The 13,608-nt window shown below is 57.5% G+C and carries 14 protein-coding genes; 9 read left to right on the top strand and 5 right to left on the bottom strand.

Annotation, left to right across the window (positions count from 1 at the left end; translation table 11 throughout):
- The first annotated feature begins 117 nt into the window (after positions 1 to 117).
- Complete coding sequence (locus HDF09_RS13415) at positions 118 to 1,494, top strand: L-lactate MFS transporter (RefSeq protein ID WP_183767065.1); 1,377 nt, start codon at positions 118 to 120, stop codon at positions 1,492 to 1,494.
- Between the two features lie 57 nt (positions 1,495 to 1,551).
- Positions 1,552 to 1,713 carry an MFS transporter small subunit gene (locus HDF09_RS13410; protein WP_183767062.1) on the top strand — a complete coding sequence of 54 codons (162 nt, stop codon included), beginning with the start codon at positions 1,552 to 1,554 and terminating at the stop codon, positions 1,711 to 1,713.
- A gap of 499 nt (positions 1,714 to 2,212) precedes the next feature.
- Here HDF09_RS13410 and HDF09_RS13405 read toward each other — a convergent pair whose 3' ends face one another.
- Together HDF09_RS13405 and galE are read right to left on the bottom strand one after the other, a co-directional pair.
- Positions 2,213 to 2,800 (bottom strand): DUF421 domain-containing protein, encoded by a 588-nt coding sequence (locus HDF09_RS13405; protein ID WP_183767060.1) that lies wholly within the window; start codon positions 2,798 to 2,800, stop codon positions 2,213 to 2,215.
- 84 nt (positions 2,801 to 2,884) lie between these two features.
- Entirely contained in the window at positions 2,885 to 3,856 is a 972-nt protein-coding gene (gene galE / locus HDF09_RS13400; RefSeq protein ID WP_183767058.1) for a UDP-glucose 4-epimerase GalE, read from the bottom strand.
- A 373-nt stretch (positions 3,857 to 4,229) separates the two neighbouring features.
- Between galE and HDF09_RS13395 the strand changes: the two genes are divergently transcribed.
- The 4 genes from HDF09_RS13395 (at position 4,230) to HDF09_RS13380 (ending at position 8,577) form a co-directional block, all read left to right on the top strand.
- Positions 4,230 to 5,327 (top strand): energy transducer TonB, encoded by a 1,098-nt coding sequence (locus HDF09_RS13395; protein ID WP_183767055.1) that lies wholly within the window; start codon positions 4,230 to 4,232, stop codon positions 5,325 to 5,327.
- A 90-nt stretch (positions 5,328 to 5,417) separates the two neighbouring features.
- Positions 5,418 to 7,289 carry a hypothetical protein gene (locus HDF09_RS13390; RefSeq protein WP_183767053.1) on the top strand — a complete coding sequence of 624 codons (1,872 nt, stop codon included), beginning with the start codon at positions 5,418 to 5,420 and terminating at the stop codon, positions 7,287 to 7,289.
- A 115-nt stretch (positions 7,290 to 7,404) separates the two neighbouring features.
- Positions 7,405 to 7,947 (top strand): outer membrane beta-barrel protein, encoded by a 543-nt coding sequence (locus HDF09_RS13385; RefSeq protein ID WP_183767051.1) that lies wholly within the window; start codon positions 7,405 to 7,407, stop codon positions 7,945 to 7,947.
- Positions 7,948 to 8,049: 102 nt separating this feature from the next.
- Positions 8,050 to 8,577 carry an outer membrane beta-barrel protein gene (locus tag HDF09_RS13380; protein ID WP_183767049.1) on the top strand — a complete coding sequence of 176 codons (528 nt, stop codon included), beginning with the start codon at positions 8,050 to 8,052 and terminating at the stop codon, positions 8,575 to 8,577.
- 84 nt (positions 8,578 to 8,661) lie between these two features.
- On the opposite strand, the gene HDF09_RS13375 is transcribed toward HDF09_RS13380, so the two are convergent.
- The 3 genes from HDF09_RS13375 to HDF09_RS13365 form a co-directional block, all read right to left on the bottom strand.
- Complete coding sequence (locus tag HDF09_RS13375; RefSeq protein ID WP_183767047.1) at positions 8,662 to 9,267, bottom strand: acyloxyacyl hydrolase; 606 nt, start codon at positions 9,265 to 9,267, stop codon at positions 8,662 to 8,664.
- 195 nt (positions 9,268 to 9,462) lie between these two features.
- A complete protein-coding gene (locus HDF09_RS13370) occupies positions 9,463 to 9,930 on the bottom strand; it encodes a Spy/CpxP family protein refolding chaperone (protein WP_183767045.1) in 468 nt (155 codons plus the stop codon).
- A gap of 116 nt (positions 9,931 to 10,046) precedes the next feature.
- On the bottom strand, positions 10,047 to 10,970 hold the full coding sequence (locus HDF09_RS13365) for a LysR family transcriptional regulator (RefSeq protein ID WP_183767043.1): 924 nt from the start codon (positions 10,968 to 10,970) through the stop codon (positions 10,047 to 10,049).
- 120 nt (positions 10,971 to 11,090) lie between these two features.
- Between HDF09_RS13365 and HDF09_RS13360 the strand changes: the two genes are divergently transcribed.
- The 3 genes from HDF09_RS13360 to HDF09_RS13350 are packed head-to-tail and all read left to right on the top strand — an operon-like array spanning position 11,091 to position 13,606.
- Positions 11,091 to 12,284, top strand: coding sequence for a 2-isopropylmalate synthase (locus HDF09_RS13360; RefSeq protein WP_183767041.1), 1,194 nt, complete (start codon positions 11,091 to 11,093; stop codon positions 12,282 to 12,284).
- A 24-nt stretch (positions 12,285 to 12,308) separates the two neighbouring features.
- On the top strand, positions 12,309 to 13,418 hold the full coding sequence (gene leuB, locus HDF09_RS13355; protein ID WP_183767039.1) for a 3-isopropylmalate dehydrogenase: 1,110 nt from the start codon (positions 12,309 to 12,311) through the stop codon (positions 13,416 to 13,418).
- Positions 13,419 to 13,429: 11 nt separating this feature from the next.
- Complete coding sequence (locus tag HDF09_RS13350) at positions 13,430 to 13,606, top strand: hypothetical protein (protein WP_221270132.1); 177 nt, start codon at positions 13,430 to 13,432, stop codon at positions 13,604 to 13,606.
- Positions 13,607 to 13,608 lie beyond the last annotated feature (2 nt).

The following is a 13,608-nucleotide window of genomic DNA, read 5'->3' as shown; positions in this document are numbered from 1 at the left end:
TATCGATGCCATTCGAATCATGTATGGTGGTTTGCGCATCTAGACATTCATGAAATTTGCCGCTCGTAGTTGCCTTTTGTTCGACGATGTACGACCTATCAACTCCTGAGGTTCTCAATGGCCCTGGCTTTTCTCGATCGTGACCGCTCTGTAGCCCCCGCAGGATACAGCCGATGGCTGGTCCCACCCGCAGCCCTTGCAATCCATCTCTCCATCGGGCAGGTTTACTCCTTCTCCGTCTTCAAGAATCCTCTCCTGGCTCTGCACGCAGCCGATGGCTCCGCCTGGAATCTCAAGGAAGTCGGCTATATCTTCTCAATCGCGATCGCCTTCCTGGGTATCTCGGCCGCACTGTTCGGGGCGTGGCTCGAGAAGGCCGGCCCTCGTCGTGCCATGTTCTATGCCGCAATCTGCTTCGGCGCAGGCTTCATCATCGCCTCGCTTGGAGCCAGCACGCATCAACTAGCTTTGATCTATCTGGGATATGGCGTCGTCGGTGGAATCGGTCTTGGATTGGGATATATCTCCCCGGTATCCACGCTGATCAAGTGGTTCCCTGACCGTCCGGGCCTGGCTACTGGCCTCGCCATCATGGGCTTCGGCGGCGGCGCAATGATCGGCGGACCACTTGCCAGCAATCTGATGGCTCACTTCAAAGCCGCCGGCCAGCCCTCAATTCCCTACACCATGGTCACCATGGGCGTCCTTTACTTCATCTTCATGATGTTCGGCGTCTTCACCATACGCGTCCCGCCAACCGGCTGGAAGCCTGACGGATGGGTGCCGTCGGTCAACCACTCCGCGCTGATTTCGAGTCATAACGTCGCCGTCACCGAGGCCTGGAAGACGCCACAGTTCTGGTTGCTCTGGGTCATGCTGTTCGTCAACGTCACAGCCGGCATCGGCATCCTGGAGCAGGCAGCGCCCATGATTCAGGATCTCTTCAAGGGCCAGATCAGCCCCGCAGCCGCCGTCGGTTTCGTAGGGATTCTGAGCATCTTCAACATGGCCGGCCGATTTCTCTGGGCTTCGGTCTCGGACTTCATCGGGCGCAAAGGAACCTACTTCACTTTTTTCACACTCGGCGCCATTCTCTACTTCTTTCTTCCCTTCTCACGGCAGGACAAGATCGACTCGATTCCGCTCTTTGTCGCAATCGCCGCGCTCGTCATTTCGATGTACGGCGGAGGCTTCGCCACCATTCCGGCTTACCTGAAGGATCTCTTCGGAGGCTACAACGTCTCTGCCATCCACGGACGTCTGCTCACCGCGTGGTCGGCTGCCGGAATTATCGGCCCGCTCATCGTCAACGGCATCCTCGACCACTATGTCGAAAACCACATGAACAAGCAGGAAGCCTACCCGCTCATCCTGCATATCATGTGCGGTCTGCTGGTCGTCGGCTTTCTGGCAAACCTGATGGTGCGGCCGGTCGCCGAGAAGTATTGGCTGAAAGACCAGAACGTCGTCGTCCCCGCCGGGGCTGCCCACTAACCTCACCGGCGGAGGCCCTCGCAGCATCCGCCCGTTACCAGACTCAGGAGTCCTCTCATGGCAGATTCCACGAACGTCAAAAAATCCTCCCCACTTCTAATCGCAGCGGCTTGGATCATCGTCATCATCCCCACAGCATGGGGGCTTGACTACACCGTAAAAAACGCCCTGAAGATCTTCGCTGCCTCCACTCCCACGCCCACTGTTCCAGCAAAGTAACTCGAGCATAACTTCACCATCCCTTAGCGAACCAAATCACACAAGCTGACGCCGAAACCAACTCAATGCCCCACTCAATCGGCGTCAGTTCTTTGTTGCACAATGCGACTGCAGCGTCAGTCATCGCCGTAACCCGGTACGGAGAATCGGCTCCGACAGCGGAGCAAAGAAGGGAGAGTGAGGTGATTCGCTGCCATGTTTGCATCGCACACTTCCGTTGTCGAACGCTGGTTTGTACTGAACCCTAAATGGCTGGCCGCTGTAGACTCCAACTATCGTGAATTTTTACTGGCCATCATTAATCGGCTTCTTTCTTGGCTTCGCTTTCGGGGTGGGTTGTGCGCTGGCGGTAATGTACTCGATTTACATGGGAGGATACCGCGCGGCCGTACGCGACTCCCAACTTCCAACCCCACCGGCGCGCTACACAAAAGCGCTTGAGAAGCACTCAGCAAACTCCTAATCATCGCAAACCATCGATGAGAGAAAGTCCCCTGACTCAAATCGGCAACGCTCCCCGCCCCGCCAGTTCGTTACGCATCTGCTTAACCTCGAGATGCAACTCCTCGATTGCCTTTCTCAACTCCGCCCGTTGCGCATCATCACTCATCGACTTGATCCCCTCGAGATAGAAGTTTCCGTTCGGCTCAAGAACACACTTCTCCACCTCGCTGAAGTCGTTGAATCCCTGCTTGTGGAGCACAGATCGCAGCTCAAGCTCCGTGAGCGCTTCACGTTTGGCTTCCTCCCAATCGACCACTCCATGACGAATCAACACCGACGGAGACCCTTCGAAGGCCTGGTTCAGCTTCGGCATATTGAAGAGAAGGCGCGACAGCACCCAATTAATTGTCAGCAGCGAAAACGCGCCGATGATCCCCCCGGATACTGAGTTGTCATCGCCAATCATGGCGTTCTGCACAGTGTTCGAGAGGCTCAGTAGCACCACCAAATCGAATGGGTTCAACTGCGCGAGCTCCCGCTTGCCGAACAACCGCAAAAAGCCGATAAGGAACACGTAGACAATCGCCGGCCTGAGAATCTTCTCCAGCAGCGGCAGATGCAGATGAAACATGCTCTCGATCAAAGTGTTCTCCTCCTACCCCATCGCAACATCAAAAAGCGGGACGGCGGCGCGCAACTCCACGCTCGCCGCCCGCTCGAAACATTGCTACGCATACCGCTTCTGATGCCACTCCCAGGCGCTGGCCATAATCCGATCCAACTCTGCGTACTCAGGCGTCCACCCCAATTCAGCCTTGATCTTCGCCGAACCTGCCACGAGAACTGCCGGATCGCCCAGTCTGCGTTCGCACTCCTCGACAGCAATGGGCCTGCCCGTAACCCGACGCGCCGATTCAATGACCTCAAGAACGCTGAATCCCTGTCCATTGCCAATGTTGTAGATCAGCTTGCTGTTCGAGTCACTGAGCGCTTTCAGGGCCAGGAGATGCGCCTCGGCCAGATCGCGAACATGAATGTAATCGCGGATGCAGGTTCCATCCTTGGTCGGGTAGTCACGCCCGAAGATTTTAATGTTCGCCCGCCTCCCAAGCGCCACATCGAGAATCAGCGGAATCAGGTGCGACTCAGGTTCATGCGCCTCCCCGTACCCCTCAACGGCTCCAGCAACGTTGAAGTAGCGCAGGCTTGCGTACTTGAACCCGTGGATGAGGTTCATCCATCGAAGCATATGCTCTACAAGCAACTTGCTCTCGCCATAGGGATTGGTGGGCTGCAGTTTGGCGTCCTCGAGAATCGGCGTCTTCTCGGGCTCCCCATAACAGGCAGCGGTGGAACTGAAGACCAGTCGGTCGTGTCCCGTAGCCAGCATCGCCTCAAGAAGGGTCAAGGTTGCCGCAGTATTGTTTCTGAAATAGATCTCGGGACGCTTCATGCTTTCGCCGGCTTCAATCAAGGCCGCGAAGTTCATCACCCCATCAAAACGCCCCTCGCGGAGAGTCTTTTCGATCAGAGGCCGATCCGCTATATCGCCCTCGATAAATGTGGTGTTTTCAGCAACCGCCGAGCGCTTGCTATGACAAAGGTTATCGAACACTGTGATGGCATGGCCTTCAGCCAGCAAAATCCGCGCTACCGTACCGCCGATATAACCCGCTCCGCCTGTTATCAGAATCTTCATTCATTCGTCTCCTAGTACCCTTCTTGGATACCACAAAAGTGCCAGTGTCAATCACTTACGCTTACGGCACTATACTTGCAGTAAGAGAAGAGCAGAGCCCCGGCCCTGAAAAGAAGAGACACCTCCCCGAAGCACGGCGCCTGCTACAACCTTTTCCTTCGTCGCTTGCGTCTGTTAAGTCGGGCCGACACAGCGTTCCAAACTCCCCTTGGTGATGTCAAAAGTTGCATTGAGTCAAAACAAGGTTCGAATCACCCTATGGCGCTCCGGCATAGCACCTCGGAGTTATTCCTCCTTCGCATCGGTTCTGTTTCCATGACAGTACTGGTGTAACTCTCCCGCCCTCGATCTACGAGGCACTTCAAGGACTTTTATGGCAAAGCCGCTTCGCAGTGATGATCCCACACCGCAGAATATGCAATTCGCACACTTCGGCGTCCTGAACGACGGCAACCAGAGCAAGTCCTCGCTCTTCACCTCCATCGCTCTGAACGTTGTGCTTGCGCTCTGCGCCATCATCATCGGCGCGGCGGCGAAGAAGACGATCGACACCAGGCACAAACTCACGGAGTTGACCGAGCCGATTCCGATGAAGAAGCCCGATGAGCCGCCTCCGATCAAGATCAAGCCGCCAAAACTTCCGCCCCCCCCAGTGGTCAAGGTCGAGCCTCCAAAAATCAAGCTGCCCGACGTAAAGCTGCCCGATGTCCCCAAGCCGCCTGAGATCAAGATGGCGCAGCCGATGCCGGTCGTTCTTCCTGCACCTCCCAAGCTGGTTCAGCCTCCGCCGGCTCCCAAGGTCGTCAGCCTCGCCCAGGCCCAGCCCGCTGCGTTGATCAACAACTCTCCCCATCCCACTGCTGTCGCCCTCGGCTCGCAGACCAACCCAATCGCACCATCGAATCGCCCTTCTACAACAGCTATCAACCTTGGCAACAAGGGAATGTCTGGGATGCCAGCTTCAAATAACGGCATGGGCGCGCAATCAACAGTTGTCAATCTTGGTTCCGGTTCACCCGGCAGTCAGAATATGCACGGCAGAGACAACGCCTCGGCTGGTGTTGTCGGCGTCAAGCTTGGAGTCACTGGCGGCACCGGACCAATGAATGCCCCAGGTCGCACCGCCGGCGTCGTCAATCTCGGCCAGAACACCCCTCCGCCAATGCCGAAGCCTGCAGGTCCGTCCACAGCAACAGCCAAGTCTGCACCCAAAGTTCTCTTCAAACCTAAGCCAGCGTACACCGAAGAGGCACGCAATCTTCATATTGAAGGCGTCGTCACAGTCAGGCTCCGTGTCTCTTCCTCAGGCGCTGTCCAGGTTCTTGGCGTAACCAGCGATCTCGGCCACGGCCTTGGCGACTCTGCCATTCACGCCGTACAGGCCACCCGCTTTCAACCCGCAACAGACGCATCGGGGCATCCGATCGATTGGGAAGGTGTTGTCAATGTAGCTTTCCAACTCGCCGGATAAGAAACATTTTTTGTTACGTTGTCGCAGCATGAAATAGCATCTAGTCCATAATCAGGCTGACCCCAGGGGTCACCGTAGGAGCCGTAAATCATGATTCTCGGGAAACAGTCTACCGCCGGTCTGCTGCTGGCACTTCTAGTCGCAACCACTCTCCCCGCTGGAGCAGGCATCCTACATCCTGGCAAAAAGAAGAAGATGGATGAGGACCTCTCCACTACACGCAAGCCGACCGCTGCGCAGAACGCGCTGATCGACAAGGCGATTGCCCGTGAAAAGGTCATCGTCAAGACGGTCAAAGAGCGGGCTCCTCTCGTGGAGACCTACATCCAGACGATGAAGCCGGATCCCCTTCTGGGTCAGGTTCCAGAATCTGATGAGCACTTCCTCAGCCGCGTCGACTTCAAAAGCGTCATCGGCGACAACTCTTATGCGGTCAACAAGGAGACCTCAAAGGGCTCCAGCAACGACGGCAAACTTGGCTTCTTCAAGCACTCCGTCTCTTTCGTCGGTGGCCTCGGCAACAGCCTGCACCTGAACTTCCACGAGTCCGGCTTCGTGCAGATGCTGCTGATGGACTCCAACAGCTTCGATCGTCAGCATTACACCTTCGGCTACGTACGCAACGACTTCCTCGGCAACACTCCGACGGCGGTCTTCGACGTAACCCCGATTGAAGGCAAGAAGTCCTTCGGTCGCTTCTTCGGCCGCATCTGGATCGAGGCGCGAAGCGGAAACGTGGTTCGCTTCAACGGTGACTTCGCCGGTACCCAGGAAGATCAGAAGGAGTTCTATCACTTTGACAGCTGGCGGACCAACGTCCAGCCCGATCTCTGGCTCCCGACCTCCTTCTATGTGGAAGAGAGCGATCCTAAGAGCGTCTCCCGCACTCTCAAGTTCAAAGCCATTAACCACATCTGGGGTTATGTGCTGAAGGTCCCGCCACCAGAGAGCGAAAACACCTCGATGGACGTCGTCGGTGCAACCGACGTCAGCAACGAGGCACAAGACGTCAGCCCTCTTGGTGCCCAGCGCGCCTGGGTCCAACAGGCAGAGGACAATATCGTCGAGCGTCTCTTCCAGGCTGGCTTGCTCGATGCGCCGAGCGAGTTCGACAAAACTCTTGAAGCACTTGCTGGCAACATTCTGGCGTACAACAACATCACACTCTCCAGGCCGATACGCTGCCGAACACTGCTGACCGAACCGCTGGAGTCTCTCGCAATTGGCAATACCATCGTTATCTCAAAGAGCTTGCTCGATACCACTGGCGTTGTAACTCAGGACGGCGCGCAGCAGATGGGCAACCTCAATGCGATCCTGGCCTTCCAGATTGCACACATCATTCTCGCTCACCGTCTCGACACCAAGTATGCCTTCAACGATCGTCTGCTCTTCCCTTCTACGACGGTCTTCAACCGCATCCCGATGCACCACACCGACGCCGACAACGCGGCAGCAGCAAAGAAAGCGATGGAGTTGCTCAATGCGAAGGAACTCGAGGGCGGACAGCAGTACTTCAGCCTTTACCTCCAGCAACTGCAACAGCGAGTTAAGAATTTGAAAGCGCTCAACGAGCCGATGATCGGCGACGGTCTCGTCAAGAGCGACACAGATCCTACCTTCTGGATGCAGGCCATCACGGCTAAGGGCCCCAAACTGGACATGAAGGATCTGAAACAACAGGCAGCAATGCCATTGGCCAGCTTCCTCCGCTTCGACCCCTGGACCGATCAGGTATTCGTCCTGCACTCGGCCTTCGAGCCTCTCCTAACAGCAGCCGATAAAATGCCTTTTGAGGTTGAGCCGGTCTACTTGAAACTTAGCTACTACAAGGCACCCGCAGAACCTGCAGCCGCTCCAGCCGCACAACCGGCGACCGCAGCTCCTGCCGACAACACCGCAGCACCAGCCGCAGCAGCACCGGCTGCCACTCCTCCACCAACCAACGCACAACAAAACTAAACCCGAGAGCGTGGATGGACCCTGGTCATTCAGACCGTCCGCGCTTTTCCTGTCTCGGGCCCGCTCCCAGGCCACGGCGCATACATCAAATTTTGTTTGATAAGGAGGCACACTGTTGAAGCGGCATATTCTTATTGGCTGTTTCACCTGCGTCCTTAGTCTGACTCACTGGTCGCATGCGCAAGCCGTCCCGACCGCCTCTCGCACTGCCGCGATACAGATCGGTGCCGCAGGAACATTCATAAGCCCCGACTATACGCAGCATTATATTAAGGGAATCTCCATCTACGGCAACTACGATATCGGTCAACACCTGGGAGTCGAAGGCGACATTCACATTTCGGTCATCACGCCCGGCGATATCAGCGAGAACTCTTACCTCCTGGGCCCGCGCTACAAATGGCATCACAAACGCTTTGAGCCCTACGTCAAAGCCCTGTTCGGTGTCGGCCGCTTCGGCTTCCAGTCTGGCAGCTTTAACACGCCGGCAACGTTTACCTATTTCCAATATGCGCCCGGTGCCGGCCTGGATGTGCGAGTAACTCGGCACATCAACGTACGCGCTTTCGATGTTGAGTTCCAGAAGTGGCCCAGCTTTGAACCCAATGGCCTTTCCCCTATCGCCTACACGTTTGGTGTTGCTTATACTTTGCGCTAGCCGGAGAGCTTGTCTCATGATGAAGTTGTTGCTTTACCTCAATGTCCTGTCGCTACGCTATTCAGCCTGCGGTAAGGAATACGCTGTTCGACAGGAGTGCACGTGCTGACAAAGGTTGTTCTTTTCCTGGGCCTGTTGGGGGCCGCATCCATGCTAAGCGCGCAGGCCAATCCTACGGCAACTCGCGCAGGAGATCTCAAGATCGGCGGCGGCTTCTCCACCGCGGACTCCGACTACGGAAATCGGTTCAATGGTGGCGCTGCCTACTTTGACTTCGACTTTCTCCCTCACATAGGGGTAACGGGCGAGTTCCATTTCGTCAAAGATCAGAACGATCTCTATGAGAAGACCTATGAGGTCGGCGGCCGTTACTTTCGCGAATATCGCCGGTTCGTTCCTTACGGCAAGGTCCTCTACGGGCGCGGCGTATTCAACTTCCCTGTCACCCCGGACGGATTCCGCCCAAACCTCGCCTATAACCTTATAGCTGCCGGTATTGGCACCGATTACAAGGTAAAACCCTACCTCTACGTTCGCGCCGACTGGGAATACCAGCAATGGTTTGGCTTCGCGGGCTCCAGTCTTACCCCCAACATCCTCACGCTGGGTGCGGCCTATCGCTTCCGGTAGAAGATTCTTGATCAGACGCACGTAAGCCAAAACAGGAGAAGCCCCGGTCAACGCCGGGGCTTCTCCTGTTAAAGCTGCTAATTGTTAGAAGTGATACGCAATGCCGATCGAAGGAGTCGAGATAACCTCATAGCGATTGGTATTGAAGATATTGCCCGGAAGGCTGAAGGTTGGAGTCTTCACCAGGAAAGCACGATACTCCGCCCGAATGTCGAAGCTTGGGCTTAGCTCATACGCTACACCGCCGCCAAAGAGAGCACCGATATTTGTATTCCGCTTAGCGTCCAGGTTGGTCGATCCCGCATCCTTGAACGGCGAGAAGAACATTACACCCGGACCAGCTTCAAGAAACGGGTTAAAGTGCTTGAAGTTCAGGTTGAATACATATGCGGCACTGAACTCCTGCTGCAGGGTATGGATGCCGCCGTTGGCCTTCCCGAAGACCTGATAATACTGCGTGTTTTGTTGGTATCCGTAGTTAACTTCAAGTCCGCTCCGCGGCGTCAGTAGATAGCGGTAGCTGGCAACCAGTCCAATAGTCGTGCTTGTGTTTTTCTGCACGCTGTTCCCGGTAATCTGTGGGGCAAACGCAGCGCTTCCGCTTACGCTCACGTCCTGCCGGCTCTCCTGCGCATAACCGGCTGCCGCAGATAGCGTCAGCACCCCCAACAACAACATCGTCTTCTTCATTCTTCGCTGGATCCCTTCGAATTCGCCCATAACTTCCTACGCTGTCCCGCAGGCAACGCGCTTCAAAAGTTATGGCACGCCGTAATCACTGTTCTTCATTGTAACCGCACCGCTGCCCGAAGTTGTACTACCGACGCAAGAAGGGCCGGAGGATCTGCATCTCTCCGGCCCTATTCCCACCTTTCGCCTGACACCTTATTGCGGCTGAGGAGGAGGAGTCGCTCCCTGTCCACCCTCGCGACTCTCTCTACGCTCCTTCATCTGAGCCTGCAGAGCGTCATACTTCGTCTTCTGATCGTCGGTCAACATCGCGCGTATCTTGGCCTGCGAGGCTTTGCGGATGTCCATCATCTTCGCCCGCTTGTCAGCCTGAGGAGTCGTGGTGTCCTGACGCAAAGCCATCATCTGAGTTCGTGAATCGTCGTCGATCGCCTTCACCTGGGTCACCTGATCAGGAGTCAGGTTGAGCTTCTTCGTCAGGAATTCAACCTGATGCTCCTCCCGTTGACCTGCCCCCCGATGGCCGCCATTCGGTGGGCCCGCCTGATCCTGCGCGGGCGGCGGAGCCGGGTCCTGTGCCATCGTGGGAAGTGCGCTCAACATCGTGGTGCATAGCGCCAGAAGAGCTACTTGCAATACTGGTTTACGAAATAGTGTCGTCATCGGATTCTCACTCTCATACTGCATCTGCCGGAAGAGCTTCTCCGGTGGTCAATCTACTCGTACAGACGCTCTTTTTTTGCAAAGGTTCCGCCGTCTCGCAAAATTCACAGCCCCATTTACACTCCCCGTTCGGCCTGAAAGCAGTAGGGATCGCCATGCGCCGCCGCATAGGCCTCCACCACGTTGAGAAAGGCCAGCGCAGCATGCGACAGGCTAGCCTGCCTGCGATACACCAGCCTCAGCTTGCGCTCTATCTGCAGCTCCGGCACCTGAACCCGCACCAGCGCCCCGCTCTCAAGCTCGGTACGCACCGTCAGCCCCGGCACCAGAGCCACGCCATTCCCCATCTCGACAAATCGCTTGATCGCCTCCAACGATGGCAACTCCACCCCCATCTGCAACGGAGTCTTATGCCGTTTGAACGCCTGAATAACCTTCTGCCGCTGCGGCGACGGAATGTTATGCGCAATAAAGTTTTGCCCCCCAAGCTGCCGGATCGACACCTTCCCTGCCCCGGCCAGGGGATGTCGCGGATTCACCACAAAAGCCAGCTCATCCCGGTACACAACCATCGACTTCACCTGGGTGTCGTCCGGGCGAAAAGAGAGCACTCCCAGCTCCACAGAGTGCATCAGCACCTCGTCCGAGATCCTGCTGGCCAGCGTTCGCTGCACCGCCAGTTTGATCCTGGGGTTCTGCCTCCGAAACTCATCAAGCAGCGGCAGCAGATAAAGGCAGGTGTACTCGTTCGCCGCCAGGTTCAGCCTGCCCCGGTGAAGCTCCCGCAACTCCGTCAACGCTCCCGCCGCCTCATTCCGCAGATTCAGCAACTTAGAGGCATACTCCCGCAAAACCTCCCCCGCGTCGGTCAGCGTTCCATCTCTCGAAGAGCGCTCAAACAGCACCTCTCCCAACTCCCCCTCCAGTTTGGCGATTGCCTGACTCACCGCTGGCTGAGTACGATGGAGGCGTGCTGCCGCTCGCGAGAAACTACGCTCTTCTGCCACCGCCAGAAACGTCTCCATCTGGACTAAGTCCAATCCTTACCTCCGTGCAGCCGAGATCTATCGCTTGAATGTCTCAATTAGAATTTCTGATAAACCTGCAAACCATCATAAGCATGCATTATGATAACGTCCAGATCGAGAGTGCCAAATCCAATGTCCTCGCATAATCAAATCGTCTTCTTCGACACCACCCTCCGCGACGGCGAACAGTCCCCCGGCTGCACCATGCACCACGACGAAAAGTTGCGCATGGCCCACCAGCTGGCAAACCTCGGCGTCGACGTCCTCGAGGCCGGTTTCGCCATCGCCAGCCAGGGCGACTCCGACTCCATTCGCATGATCGCCCGCGAAGTTCGTGGCCCCCGCATCGCCTCCCTCGCCCGCTGCAAACGCGAAGACATCGAAGCCGCCGCCCGTTCCATCGAGCCCGCCGAGAAGGCTCGCATCCACACCTTCCTCGCCTCCTCCGACCTCCACCTTGAAGCCAAGCTGAAGATCACTCGCGCCGAGGCACTCCATCAAGCGGCGGAGTCCGTCCGTCTCGCCCGCACTTTCGCCGACGACGTCGAGTTCTCCGCCGAGGATGCCACGCGCACCGACCCGGACTTTCTCGTCGAGATCGTGACCGTGGCCGTTCAGGCCGGAGCCACCACCATCAACATCCCCGACACCGTCGGCTACACCACGCCCGACGAGTACGCCGCCACCTTCCGAATGCTCTTCGCAAAGGTCCCCGGCATCGTTGGTCCTGATGGCAAAGACAACGTCATTCTCTCCACCCACTGCCACAACGACCTGGGCATGGCCGTCGCCAACACCCTCGCGGGCATTCAGGCTGGAGCCCGTCAGGCCGAGTGCACCATCAACGGCGTCGGCGAGCGCGCCGGCAACGCCGCACTCGAAGAGATCGCCGCAGCCCTCATGGTTCGCCGCGACAAGCTGCCCTACACCAACAACATCAAACTCAATCAGCTCTATCCCACCAGCCAGATGCTCGCCGAATTCATCAGCTTCGGCTGCTCGCCCAATAAGGCCGTCGTAGGCGCCAACGCCTTCGCGCACGAGTCCGGCATTCACCAGCACGGCATGATGGCCAACCCGCTCACCTACGAGATCATGACGCCCGAGTCCGTCGGCGTCCCCGCAACCAACATGGTGCTCGGCAAACACAGCGGCCGCCGCCTCCTCGAGCAACGCCTCACCGAACTCGGACACTCGCTCACACGCACGCAGCTTGACGACGTCTACCATCGCTTCACCGAACTCGCCGACCGCAAAAAATCCATCTACGACCAGGATCTGCTCGGTCTTCTGCATTCGGACAAGTCCTCCGTTACCACGCACTAGATCTACGCAAAAGGAAAGAGCGTCATGCGACTCAAAATTGCAGTTCTCGCCGGCGACGGCATCGGCCCCGAAGTAACCCATCAAGCCACAAATATTCTTCGCGCTGTAGCTGAACTGGGCGGACATGAGTTCACCTTCGTCGAAGGTCTCATAGGCGGCACCGCCATCACTGAGACCGGTTCTCCCCTGCCCACGGCCACGCTCGACGCTGCCCTGGAGTGCGATGCCGTCCTCCTCGGCGCCGTTGGCGACAACAAGTTCAACGCGCTCCCTCCCGACAAGCGTCCCGAAGCTGGTCTTCTACAGATCCGACAGGCTCTCGGAGGCTTCGCAAATCTGCGTCCATCCATCGCCTACACCGCGCTCAGCGAAAGCTCCCCGCTGCGGCCCGAAGTCACCAAAGACGTCGACATCCTCTTCGTGCGCGAACTCCTCGGCGGACTCTACTTCGGCGCCCCACGCTGGTGGGACCGCGAGAGCAACGAGGCCATCAACACCATGCGCTACACCCGCGACGAGGTCGTACGTGTAGCCCGCGTAGCCTTCGAACTCGCCAGCAACCGCCGCCAGAAGGTCACCTCCGTCGACAAGGCCAACGTCCTCGAGGTATCACAGCTTTGGCGAGCCACCGTCACCGAAGTCGCAAAGGACTATCCCGCCGTGACGCTGGAGCACCAGCTCGTCGACTCGATGGCGATGCACATCATGAACATCCCCCGAAACTTCGACGTCGTACTCACCGAAAATCTCTTCGGCGACATCCTCTCCGACGAAGCTGGCGTCATCACCGGCTCCCTCGGCATGCTGCCGTCGGCAACCATCGGCGGCGCGGTCAATCTCTACGAGCCCGTTCACGGCAGCGCGCCCGACATCGCCGGCACCGGCAAAGCCAATCCACTCGGCGCTATCCTTACCGCCGCGATGGTCCTCCGCCACTCCGCCAATCTCGAGCAGGATGCCAAGGCCGTCGAAGCAGCGGTCAACAAGGTTCTCAACGCCGGCTACCGCACCGCCGACATCGCCCGCGGGCAGCAACCCGGCCAAACTCCAGTCAGCACGCAGGAGATGGGCAAGCTCGTACACCAGGCCCTGGCCGAGTCCATCGACCGCCGGCAGGCCATGCACGCCGTCTAAAGGACATGAGTTTGAGATTCAAGACGGCCCTGGCAAACCTCGCAATCACCGTAGCGTTGGTCTATCGCTGGCTGCGGGGAGCACCACCGATGGCGCTCCTCATCACGGCGATCATCATGTTTCCTCTGGTCAACGGTCTGCTGTGGCTCAGTCAAAGGCAGTTCAATCAACCCAGACGCAGTCGCTAAGC

Origin of the sequence: Edaphobacter lichenicola, assembly GCF_014201315.1 — a bacterium.
GTDB classification, from domain to species: Bacteria; Acidobacteriota; Terriglobia; order Terriglobales; family Acidobacteriaceae; genus Edaphobacter; species Edaphobacter lichenicola_B.
The sequence above is the reverse complement of the archived record's forward strand: the minus strand, read 5'-3'. Positions and strand labels throughout refer to the sequence as shown.